Origin of the sequence: Streptomyces boncukensis (assembly GCF_011045075.1) — a bacterium.
In the GTDB taxonomy this organism is placed as follows: domain Bacteria; phylum Actinomycetota; class Actinomycetes; order Streptomycetales; family Streptomycetaceae; genus Streptomyces; species Streptomyces boncukensis.
On the sequence record NZ_JAAKZZ010000225.1, the window covers coordinates 1 to 11,493 of the forward strand.

Annotated in this window: 7 protein-coding genes, 1 tRNA gene and 1 pseudogene; 6 read left to right on the forward strand and 3 right to left on the reverse strand. The window is 69.1% G+C overall.

What is annotated here, in order from left to right; translation table 11 throughout:
- The first annotated feature begins 246 nt into the window (after window positions 1-246).
- Both G5C65_RS20685 and G5C65_RS20690 read left to right on the forward strand, forming a co-directional pair.
- Complete coding sequence (locus tag G5C65_RS20685) at window positions 247-2,148, forward strand: DEAD/DEAH box helicase (RefSeq protein WP_165300379.1); 1,902 nt, start codon at window positions 247-249, stop codon at window positions 2,146-2,148.
- Between the two features lie 98 nt (window positions 2,149-2,246).
- Window positions 2,247-2,319 (forward strand) — tRNA-Lys (locus tag G5C65_RS20690).
- 1,315 nt (window positions 2,320-3,634) lie between these two features.
- Here G5C65_RS20690 and G5C65_RS39395 read toward each other — a convergent pair.
- The 3 genes and pseudogenes from G5C65_RS39395 to G5C65_RS20705 all read right to left on the reverse strand — a co-directional run.
- Window positions 3,635-4,117, reverse strand: a pseudogene (locus G5C65_RS39395) (SAV_6107 family HEPN domain-containing protein); the annotation flags it as partial.
- Window positions 4,118-4,748: 631 nt separating this feature from the next.
- Window positions 4,749-6,317 (reverse strand): site-specific integrase, encoded by a 1,569-nt coding sequence (locus G5C65_RS20700; RefSeq protein WP_165300381.1) that lies wholly within the window; start codon window positions 6,315-6,317, stop codon window positions 4,749-4,751.
- Entirely contained in the window at window positions 6,314-6,994 is a 681-nt protein-coding gene (locus G5C65_RS20705; protein ID WP_165300382.1) for a helix-turn-helix transcriptional regulator, read from the reverse strand. Before G5C65_RS20705 ends, G5C65_RS20700 begins: the two co-directional genes overlap by 4 nt.
- A 95-nt stretch (window positions 6,995-7,089) precedes the next feature.
- Between G5C65_RS20705 and G5C65_RS20710 the strand changes: the two genes are divergently transcribed.
- The 4 genes from G5C65_RS20710 to G5C65_RS20725 form a co-directional block, all read left to right on the forward strand.
- On the forward strand, window positions 7,090-7,320 hold the full coding sequence (locus tag G5C65_RS20710) for a hypothetical protein (RefSeq protein ID WP_165300383.1): 231 nt from the start codon (window positions 7,090-7,092) through the stop codon (window positions 7,318-7,320).
- A 655-nt stretch (window positions 7,321-7,975) separates the two neighbouring features.
- On the forward strand, window positions 7,976-9,130 hold the full coding sequence (locus G5C65_RS20715) for a DUF3631 domain-containing protein (protein ID WP_165300384.1): 1,155 nt from the start codon (window positions 7,976-7,978) through the stop codon (window positions 9,128-9,130).
- A 351-nt stretch (window positions 9,131-9,481) separates the two neighbouring features.
- Window positions 9,482-9,883, forward strand: coding sequence for a plasmid mobilization protein (locus tag G5C65_RS20720; RefSeq protein WP_165300385.1), 402 nt, complete (start codon window positions 9,482-9,484; stop codon window positions 9,881-9,883).
- Between the two features lie 4 nt (window positions 9,884-9,887).
- Window positions 9,888-11,493, forward strand: a 1,606-nt coding sequence (locus G5C65_RS20725) for a relaxase/mobilization nuclease domain-containing protein (RefSeq protein WP_165300386.1), incomplete at its 3' end; no start/stop codon positions are given.

Below are 11,493 nucleotides of genomic sequence, written 5' to 3' on the forward strand. Positions count from 1 at the left end.
GGGGGAGAGGGGAGGGGCCTCGTGACGGCGTCTCCGGGCGCATTTGCGTTGCGGCACTCGGCACGCGTATGGTGGTAGATCGTTTGATCCCATTTGCCCGGCCCCTCTGCTGACGGCGTCAGCAGAGCGCGCCGCGTGGCGCGTTCCTCTCTGGCCGTGGCTGACCGCACTGAGGCGGTCGTTTGCGAATTCACGGAGTTCAGGTCTGGGCGCGTGCCGAATGACTCCGGAAGGTTCGTAACTCGTATGTCCGTTGCCACGCCAGAAGCCCTCGACGTCCTGCCGGACGACGAGGCGACCGTCACCTTCGCCGACCTCGGCCTCGCCGAGCCCGTCGTGCGCAAGCTCGCGCAGAACGGTGTCACCACCCCCTTCCCCATCCAGGCCGCGACCATCCCGGACGCGCTGGAGGGCAAGGACGTCCTGGGCCGGGGCCGCACCGGCTCCGGCAAGACCCTCTCCTTCGGCCTCCCCCTCCTCACCCGTCTCAGTGGCGGGCGCACGGAGCGCAAGCGGCCGCGCGGCGTGATCCTCACGCCCACCCGCGAGCTGGCCATGCAGGTCTCCGACGCGCTCCAGCCGTACGGCGACACGCTCGGGCTGCGGCTGAAGGTCGTCTGCGGCGGCACCTCGATGGCCAACCAGATCTCGGCGCTGGAGCGCGGGGTCGACGTCCTCGTCGCCACCCCCGGCCGGCTCCGCGACCTGATCAACCGCGGCTCCTGCTCCCTCGACGACGTCGAGACCGCGATCCTGGACGAGGCCGACCAGATGTCCGACCTGGGCTTTCTGCCGGAGGTCACCGAGATCCTGGACCTCGTCCCCGAGGGCGGCCAGCGCATGCTCTTCTCCGCGACGATGGAGAAGGAGATCGACTCGCTGGTGAAGCGCTACCTCGTCGACCCCGTTTCGCACGAGGTCGACGCGGCGCAGGGCGCGGTCACGACGATGACGCACCACGTGCTCATCGTGAAGCCGCGCGACAAGTCCCCCATCACCGCCGCCATCGCGGCGCGCAAGGGCCGCACCATCATCTTCGTCCGCACCCAGCTCGGCGCCGACCGCGTCGCCGAGCAGCTGACCGAGGTCGGTGTACGCGCCGACGCGCTGCACGGCGGCATGACCCAGGGCGCCCGCACCCGCACCCTGGAGGACTTCAAGGGCGGCAAGGTCAACGTCCTGGTCGCCACGGACGTCGCCGCGCGCGGCATCCACGTCGACGGCATCGACCTCGTCCTGAACGTCGACCCCGCGGGCGACCACAAGGACTATCTGCACCGCTCCGGCCGTACGGCCCGCGCGGGCGAGTCCGGCACCGTCGTCTCGCTGGCCCTGCCGCACCAGCGGCGGCAGATCTTCCGCCTGATGGAGGACGCGGGCGTCGACGCCTCGCGCCACCTCATCGGACGCGGCGACGCCTTCGACGAGGACGTGGCCCGGATCACGGGCGCCCGCTCCCTCACCGAGCTGCAGGCCGAGTCCCTCGCCAACTCCGCCCGGCAGGCCGAGCGCGAAGCCAAGCAGCTGGGCCGCCAGTTGGAGAAGCTCCAGAGCCGCGCGGCCGAGCTCCGCGACGAGGCCACCCTCCTGATCGCCCGCGCCGCCCGCGAGCGCGGTGAGGACCCGGAGGCCGCCCTCGCCGCGGCAGCCGAGGCCGAGGCGGTGGAGGCGGCGGCCGAGGCGAAGGCGGAGGCCGAGCGCCGGGAGCGCGCGGAACGGGCCGAGCGCGCGGAGCGCGAGAAGCGCGAGAAGCGCGAGCGGGAGACCGCCGACCGCCGCTCCTCCGACCGCCGGGACCGCCGCCCGTACGACCGGGGCGAGCGGAGCGACCGCGGCGACCGCGGCACGTTCCGCCGCGACCGGGACCGTGACCGTGACCGCGACCGGGACCGCCGGGACGGCGGCTTCCGCCGCGACGACCGGCGCGACGACCGCCGTGACGACCGGCGGGGCGGCTTCCGCCGCGACGACCGCCCGGTCCACCGGGACCGCGACCGGGACCGGGACCGCGACCGCCGCGACGACCGCCGCCCGTACGGCCGCGGCAACGGCGGCTCCTACGGCTCGCACGCCCCCAGCCGCAACGGCACCTCGCGCAGCACCTCCGACCGCCGTGCGGACAAGCCCCGTTGGAAGCGCAACGGCTGACGTGACGGCCGGGCAGCACGGCCGTCGCCATCGAAGGTGTCTTCGAAGGCGGAATGCCTTCGAGGAGCGCCACAGGCGCGGGCTATGCTGCTCGGTGTGGGCCGTTAGCTCAATTGGCAGAGCAGTGGACTTTTAATCCATTGGTTGTGGGTTCGAGTCCCACACGGCCTACTCCCAGCAGGGAGGGTCCACCCCTCTGACCTGCTACTTCGCGTCCGGGTCCACTTCGGTGGGCCCGGACGCTTCGTCGTTTCCGGGCTCTTGCGTGAGCGATGCGTGAGCGGACGTGGCATCAGCCACCGTGGCCCAGGGCGGACAGCCGAGTTCGGGGAGTCAGCCCACGGCCTTATGAGCAACCTCACAGTCGATCCCGCCGAGTTGGCACGGGGTGCGTGTCCGGGGCGAGTGCGACGGGTGGCACGCCGGTCGTGGCGAGGACGCGGTCGAAGGTTCCCTAGGTGGTCTTGGAGCGGGGCCAGGCCAGCGTCGAGGCTAGCCCTGGCCACCTGGCCCCGCTGCTACCCATGAGCCGGAAGAGGGGTGCGTAGGCGTTCCCCCTCGGCCAAGTCCAGGAAGCGGCTGCACTGTTCTGGCGCTCGGACCATCGCGCCTTGCCCGAGGCAGGTTCGCCTGTGGGGCGCGTGAGGATGATGAGCAGTTGGCAGATCGCTGAGATGAGCCCGGCGCGCAGGGCACGGCGGATGCTGTGGCATCTGCTCGGCGGAGCAGCTTTCGGGGCGGCCTTCCTCTTCTCCAGCCTGACCCCGCTGAGTGGAGATACTTTCCCGTTCAGCGCCACGGGGTGTTTCGGCTCGCTTATTGAGCCGATGCGGATATGGCCGACACCTTTCGCAGATAAGTCACGGTGGAGGTGGTGATTCTGCTTGTACAGTATTGGAGTGTGCTCGCGATACTGCCCTGGTTTGGGCGGCATCGGACCGGCGCAACACGAATAGTGAGGCAAGGGCTATTACGCTGGGTCCGGAGAGCATGGAAGCCAGTCCAATGTGCCCTTGCATTCCTATCAGCACTGCTGCTACAAGCATTCCCGCGCTGAGTAGGAACCCAGCCACTAGGCCTGTAATTAGCAGGACGTGAGACCGTCGAGCCGCTCTCTCGCGGGTTTCGAGACGGATACTCTCGAGCTGCATCTGTTGAAGAGCCGACTGCTGCGCCATTCTCAGCTCATGTTCACGTTTGAGTTGCGGCTCCAGTGCTTTTAGTGCTGCCTGTAAGTGTTCAGCGGGAAGATCTGCCCACTGCATGGCAATATCGAGGCCGGTCTGCTCATGCCGTGGCACGCCTGAAGCTTCGCGCGTCATCGCACTGTCCCCCCGCCGCCGTCTACTACCGTTTGCTTCTGCTTTAGCCCAGGAGGTGGCGGCCCTAGGGCGCGGAACAGGTCGTCGAAGCCCTCCGCAAGGTGTCTTACTGCGGCGTTTGCGTCGCGATTTTCAGTCAGTTCGATCAGGTCAATCGAGGTTGGCTGGTGAGGGTTTGGCGCTACGAGCATTCGCTCCACTATTAGCAGGAATGTAGTTGCATCGCGCATAATCGTGTCGGCGTCCCTCTGCGTGGCGGCATTTTCAATGCCGGCCTCTGCCCGGGCTCTAAGACTAGCTCCGGCGGCGAATAGGGCGCTCCAATCAGCTAGCTCGGGGGCGACCTCGGGCAGGAGCGCCCAGGCGGATCTGATGCCACTGCGGCGGCGGCGCGAAATTTTTTCGGGCTGCCCTCGGGTAGCAAGAACTGCAGCCGCAGTTCGCAAGGCAGCGAGATGGGCAGCCGCATACCTTGAATTCGGATCTTCTATCGTGGATGCGTCTGCGAGCCCTGAGCGGGCTTGCGATAGGAGATCGAGTGTGCTGGGTGGCACTGAAGCGCGCTTCAGCACCTCATGTCTTTCTTGGGTGACACGAAGGTGCGCTCGTACGGAGTGGGCGGTAGGAGGCTGCTCCGTTGGCGACACTCTCTTGCGTACCTTTTCCCAGCGCGCTTGGAGATCGACGAGTTGACCGCTCCCAGCGTCGTCTGTTGCTAGCCATGCGTTGTCGCCCGCTGCACGCAGCGCTTGCCGGTAGGCGTCCAGGAGAATTTGTTCAGGCGACGCTGGCTGCCGGGCGACTGGGCCGCGTCGTCGCTCACGAGCGTCTCCGTAGAGTCTCCATGCGCCGTATGCGGCGAAGGTTGTCAATAGGGCGACAACCGGCCCTAAGAACCATTCCATGGGTCCCTCCGAGATGCTCGGTTGAACATCAGTCCAGGCAGTTCCACTCGTTCAGTAGAGTGCCAGAGACGCTGAGCCTTCGTTGGGGGGACTGCACAGAATGATGAGACAAGTCTTCGATGCCGAAGCTTCGCTCGGCCGTCTGTGAGGCCACGGCCCTCGGCCCGTCTGCCTACAACGGCGTCCACGCTGTCGCGCGCGAGGCCAGCGATGCTGACCGGATCGTCGTGTACACCTGTCAGGGTTGCGTCGAGTACGTGCTAAGCGCCTTGCCGGGTCCCCTCACCATGAGTAAACGTCCCGCCGGAGTGCGTCACTGTCCTGATCGCGCAGCGAGCGGGAGTCCTTCTGTCTCGCTATGAAGCCTCCGGACTCACCTTGGTGGATCCGAAAGGTCCAGCGATGCACGATCGGACGTGGAATCGGCAGTCGAGGCCGCCCGACGGGCCCTGGGGACGAGATGTGCGGCCTTTTCGGCGATCTCGCGGTCGAGTTCGGGGAGCAGGCTCGTGTAGGTGTCCGACGTGAGGACGATGGTGGAGTGCCGGAGCGTCTCCTTCACCGCGTGGAGGTCGCCGCCGCCTCCGTGGGTGAGGGTGGCCGCTACGTGACGTAGGTCACGAAGTGTGATGGGTGGGAGGTCGGTCGTCGCGAGGATGCGACGGAAGGCTTCGGAGGCCATCTCCGGGTGGAGCCAGGAGCCGTCTTCCCGCGTGAAGACCTTGCCGGTGTTCTGCCACGCCTGGCCCCAGCGGCGGCGTTCCTCGTCCTGCCGTGCCCGGTGGGCCAGCAGGACGGCCACGTTGAGGCTGTCGAGGGCGATCGTGTTCGAGCTGCCCTCGGTCTTGGGCTCGGACTCGTACGGGTCCCAGCCGTCGACCACGATCTCCTTGGAGGGCGTGATGAGGCGGGCGTCGAGATCGATGTCCAGCCACTCCTGGCCCACCGCCTCGCCGCGCCGGAGCCCTCGCGTGCCCATCAGGTGGAAGAGGGCGTAGAGGCGGTCACCCTCGGCCGCGTCGAGGAAGGCGCCGAACTGGGCGGGCGTCCAGACCATGACCGAGCCAGGGATCTGACCCGTCTCGTGCCATCGCCGGACGCGCTCGTCTGTCCAGAGGAGCGGCTTGGGGCGCTTGCCGGACTCCAGCTCGACATGGGCGGCCGGGTTGAACGTGATGAGCTGCTGGGCGATGGCCGAGTTCAGCGCGGCACGCAGGGTACGGCGTACGGCCTGACGCGTCGCCGGTCCCGTCGGCTTGCGGAACGGCTTCATCTCGGCGAGCTTCGCCCGCTCCTGGGCGAGCCGTGCCCGCTCGGTGCCGACGGGCCGACCCGGCTTGCTGGGCTTGCAGCGGGCGGTCTGGGCGCGGCGTGCCTCGTTCTCCGCTGCGATCACCTCGTTCTGGTCCGCGATGGCGTCGAACATCGCCACCAGATGGCCGACGTTGAGGCGGTCGAGCCGTATGTGGCCGATGTGTGGCTTGAGATGGGCGCGGATGTGGGAGGCGTAGCCGTTGAGCGTCGTCTTACGGCGCTTCTTCGCCGCCAGCCAGCTCTCCAGCCACTCGCCGACCGTGAGGCTGCCACGCAGGTTCAGGCCCGACGAGAGGCGCCGACGGGTCTCCTCGACGTTCGGCAGCGGCGCCTTTTCCCGGTTCACCTCGTCCAGCATGGCGGCGATCAGTTCGACGCTCTCGGGGTCGTCGGAGTCGGCGAGGGCGAGGAGCGCGCGGACGTGGTCGAGGGCGCTCTGGGCGGCCTTGAGGCTCTCGTAGCCGGCGCGGCTGAAGGAACGGCGGGTGCCGTCGGGGCGGGGCGGGAGTTCCTGGCGTACGGAGTAGGAGCCGTGCTTGCGGCTGGAGAGCTTGGGGCACTTCTTGCCGAGCGGCTTGCCGGTCTCGGCGTCGCGGCAGTAGCAGCGGCGGTGTGTAGAACCCTTCAAAGGCGATCCTCCGGAGCTGGGTTCGGTTTGGACTCGGGCGGGTCGACGTCTTCGAGTCCGAGTGGCAGATCGGGTGGGTTGGCGCCCTCCTCGCGGATCCCCCGGCGGAGGTGGCGGAGGTTGTATTTGGCGTGGATGGCCTGGTCGGCGTACTCGGTGTGCCTGCGCTCGGCCTCTTCCTTGCGGGCGCGGTTGGTGGCGGTCCTGGCCTCGAACCAGGCCCGTCCTTCCTCTTGGTGTGCGGCGAGGGCGGTCTGGACGAGGCTGGTGTGCTGCTCGAACTCGGAGAGCAGTCCCGCGTCGTAGCCGAGCACCTCCTCATCGCCGGTGAAGTGCCGCAGCGCCTGCCAGGTGGGCACGAGTTCCTCGAAGGGGAGCTCCTGGGTCTCCTCGACGTAGCCGACCGGGAAGATCAGGCAGATCGGGTACGTCTCCAGGGCCGCCGCCAGGACCATGACGTCCACCAACGGGAGGCTCGCCCGGCGCCCGGATTCCATGTTGGCGATCACGTTGCGCGGGACGGGATGCCCAAGCTCCTCACACCGGTCCGCCAGGTCCTGCGCGCTCCATCCCATCTCCTTCCTTCTGCGCCGGACTTCACCGGCCACGTTGGCCTTGACCCGGTCCACCCACTCCGGGACGTCATCCTCATCAGCATCCGAATCGTGTTGTGTCATAGAGACACATTAGCTTGGTCATCCTGGTTGGTGACGCCTGGAGCCGGACGTGATGCGCGCGTTCGCCGAGGGCTGTACCGAAAGGGGCGCGCTGCATGCGCGAAGACGCGACGGCCGGACACTCGAAGGGGATGAGCCGGGAGGAGCTTCTCGCTCTCCCCGTTGCCGTTGACCTGGATACGAGCAATCGCGCGTTGGGGCTCGGGCGGAGCAAGGGGTACGAGCTGGCGAAGCGCGGCGCGTACCCGTGCAAGGTGCTGCGGCTCGGCAACACCTACCGCGTGGTGACTGCGGATCTGCTGGATCTGCTCGGTCTGGCCGCGTGAGCGAGCGGCAAAGTAGCAGACGGTTCTGCGCTGAGCTGACACAGAATCGCTGGACTGCTGGCGGGCGTGGACGTACGGTCCGTGTTCCCTCGCGGCGGTCGCGGCGGTCGCAGCGCCGGACGCGAGAGAGCCCCCGGCGGGCCAACGCCGGAGGCTCAGCGAACTCCCTTACGCCTTCACACGATCCGGTCGCCGGAGGGCCACGTATGCCCGCAGGCGCCAGGTGAGGAGTTGCCTCATGCAACGTACGACATCCGCGTCCAATTCCGTCCCCGAGCCGATGCCTTGGCCTCCCGTCGCGGTCCCCGGCCAGGGGTGCGGTCCCCACGAAGGGGACGGTCCCGAAGGAGCGGAACGGGAGGGGACCGGTCCCCGGAAGGGTTCGGGGACCGGGGACCACGTGGAGGTGGGGACCGGTCCCCGGGACCGTACCGATGGGGGCCGGGATCGTACGGGGACCGGTCCCCGGTCCCCTGCCGCCCGCTTGGGGACCGTGCCCTCTTCTTCGCAGGACAGCGGCCCGGGGACCGGGACCGAACCGGCTGAAGGGGCGGGGACCGAGGTGCCGCAGGGCGGCTCCGGGACCGTTGGAGACCGTGACGATGTCGCCGACGCGGTGGGGACCGGTCCCCACACGTCGCCGGGACCGTCGCAGATGGATGGCCCGACGGGACCGGTCCCCGGGACCGGTGAGGGGACCGGGGGAGATGCGGCGGAGTTGCTGGACGAGTTGCGGTCGGCCATCGCGCGGTACGTGATCCTGCCGAGCAGGGAAGCGCTGGACGCGGTCACGCTGTGGGTGGCGGCCACGCACCTGCAGCCCGCGTTCCAGCACGCGCCGAGGCTCGCGGTGGTCGGCCCGGCCAAGCGGTGCGGGAAGTCGCGCCTGCTGGATGTGGTCACCGAGACCGTGCACAAGCCGGTCATCACGGTCAACGCGAGTACGGCCGCGGTCTTCCGGTCGGTGACCGAGGAGCCGCCCACCCTCCTGGTGGACGAGGCGGACACCCTCTTCGGGACCCCGAAGGTGGCGGAGAAGAACGAGGACCTGCGTGGCCTGCTGAACGCCGGTCACCAGCGCAACCGCCCCGCCCTGCGCATCTCCGGGCCGGAGCACAAGCCCACCGAGTTCCCCACGTTCGCCATGGCGGCCCTGGCCGGAATCGGGGAACTCCCCGACACGATCATGGACAGGTCGATCGTGATCCGGATGCGCCGCCGGGCCCCGGGGGAGAAGGTCGCCTCGTTCCGCGCCCGCCGTGACACTCCTGGCCTGCACGGGCTCCGTGACCGGCTGGAGGCATGGGCCGGTCAGGTCGCCGGTCAGGCGGTCGAGATGGAGCCGCCGATGCCGGTCGAAGACCGGGCGGCGGACACCTGGGAGCCGCTCGTGGTGGTCGCCGACCTGGCGGGCGGTCAGTGGCCCGCCACAGCGCGGTCAGCGTGCAAGACCATGTCCGACTACGAGGCCGGTCAGGACGAGGACGGCGGCCTGAAGACCCGCATCCTGGCCGATATCCGGTCCGCCTTCGCCTCCTGCGGAAACCCCGAGGCCCTGTCCACCAACCGGCTCCTGTCCGTCCTCAAGGAGGACCCGGAAGCCCCGTGGGCCGAGTACGGCACCAACGGCCTGACCCCTCGCGGCCTGCAGTTGCTGCTGAAGGACTACGGCATCCAGTCGGCCAACATCCGCTTCCCCGACGGCGGCCAGGCCAAGGGCTTCGCCCGCAACAGGTTCCAGGACGCCTGGACCCGCTACTGCCCCACCATCCCGGTGCAGGCCGAAGCGCCCGCCGCGACCGGAGCCTGACCCGTATCGACCGGTCCCACTCGTCCCCGCGCAGGTCAGCGCGGGGACGGGTCTTGGGCCCGCAACGAGTCGACTCGTCACTCCCCACTGACCCGTCCCTGTCCTGACCAGGCATGCAACCAGTGGGACGAGTGCAACGACACCGAACCAAGGGAGCCGCCCGTGCCCGAGCACGACCCCACCTCCAGGCCATCCGCCCCAGCCACCGACGGCGCAGCAAGTTGTCGGGTAAGGAGTCCTTACCCGGCCTCCGCCCCAGGGGAGGCGGAGGCGTCCGGCGCCGAGGCTGCACCGGAGACGGCCGGCCCGGGGGCGCCGACCGAGGGAGGGGACGACGAGTCGTCGTCGAACGTGCCGCAGCAGCCTGCGCCGCGCCGTCGCCCGCGTGACAAGCAGCAACGCGAGCGCCGCGTCCACCCCCGCTACAACGAGACCGAGTTCGCCCTCGTCGAGAACGCCGCCGCCCGAAGCGGCATGGCCACAGGCGGCTACGTGGCCGAGAGCTCGCTGGCCGCCGCCCGCGCCGAGGACCCCACCGCCGCGGTCGCTGACTACCGCGCCATGGTCAAAGCACTGCTGGCCGCCAACAACCAGCTGGGCATGATCGGCCGCAACTTCAACCAACTGGTCCGGCACCTCAACAAGGACGGCGCCTGGCCCCACCCCGACCACGTCAAACGCCTGATGGATCACGTGGAGGCGTCTCTCGACGATGTGGACGCCGCCGTCGCCCGCGTACTAGAGGGACGGTGACCCAGTGCTGCCTAAGATCATCCTGGGTGCGGGACCGGGGGCCACTCGCCGCACCATCCACTACCTCTTCGGTCCCGGCAGGGCCAACGAGCACACCGACCCGCACCTGGTTGCTTCCTGGAACGGCTTCGCTCCCGACCCGGGTCGCAGCTCGCACCGCGCTCCACAGGATGTGGCAAGGCAGCTCGTCACACAGCTCGACCAGCCCGTGAAGATGCTGGGCGACAAGGCCCCGCAGCACATCGTGTGGCACTGCCCCGTCCGGGCCGCCCCCGAGGACCCGATCCTGACCGACGCCCAGTGGGCCGACATCGCCCACCGCATCGTGGCCGCCGCCAGCATCGCCCCCGACGGCGACGAGGAAGCCTGCCGATGGGTGGCCGTCCGCCACGCCGAGGACCACATCCACATCGCCGCCACCCTCGTACGCCAAGACGGCCGCCGCCCCACGCGCGACTACGACCAGCGCGCCGTCCAGAACGAGGCCCGAAAGATCGAAGCCGCCTACGGCCTCCGACAGCTCAAACGCGGTGACGGTACCGCTGCCAAACGCCACACCAGCAAGGAGCACTTCAAGGCCAAGCGCCAGGGCCAGGACGCCACATCCCGAGAGATCCTCCGCCAACGTGTACGCCGCGCTGTGGCCGCCGCCGCCAGCGAGGCGGAGTTCTTCGCGTTCCTGGAGGCGACCGGCGTGAACGTGCGCCCGAAGAGGGCCCCGTCCGGCGACATCACCGGCTACAGCATCTCCCTGCCCGGCGACGCCAACAAGCAAGGCGACCCCGTCTGGTTCTCAGGCTCCACCCTCGCCGGAGACCTCTCTCTGCCCAGGATCCGCCAATGCCTCGCCACCACCAACCCCGACCCCGTCGCCACCCCACAGGGCAATCCGTGGCACCAGGCCACCGCCGCAGCAGAACGCATTCCCCATCACCTAGTCCACGGCGACGAGCCCATGGCCCAGGGCCAGCTCGCGTCCCTCGGCGCCACCTTCGACCTGCTCCCCCTCATCGCGCCAGCAGCGGTGAAGGGCGAACTGGAACGGGCCGCCGCGTCCTTCGAGCGCGCCACCCGCTCCCGCATCACAGCCGATCACCACAGCGCCCGTACGTTGCGCCGCAGCCTCCAGAGGATCTGGCGCAGCCTCTCTCCAGACGATGACGGTTCGGGCCTGGCCATGCTGGTCGACGCCGCGCTCACCGCCGCCGCCTTCGCGTTGCACTGGCACCGCACCCGTCGGCATGCTCAGCAAGAGGCAGCAGCCCAGCAAGCCCTCACCCACCTGCAGACCGTCTACGGGCAGATCACCGAACCCGCCCTGAATATCCTGGCCCGCCGCGCGCCCACCCCGCAGACCCAACACCGCTACGCCCAGCACCTCCAGCAAGCCGTGCCCGAGCACGCCGAACGCATCCTCGATGACCCCGCCTGGGACGCCCTCACCGCAGCGCTCACGCGGGCGGAGAAGGCCGGGCACAACGCAGCCACCGTCCTGGACCAGGCACTTGGCGAGCGCACTTTGGACGACGCCCACAACCCCGCCCGCGCCCTGACCTGGCGCATCCGGCGCCTCGGCGAACGCCACGCCCCCAGCCCCCGCGCCCAAGCAG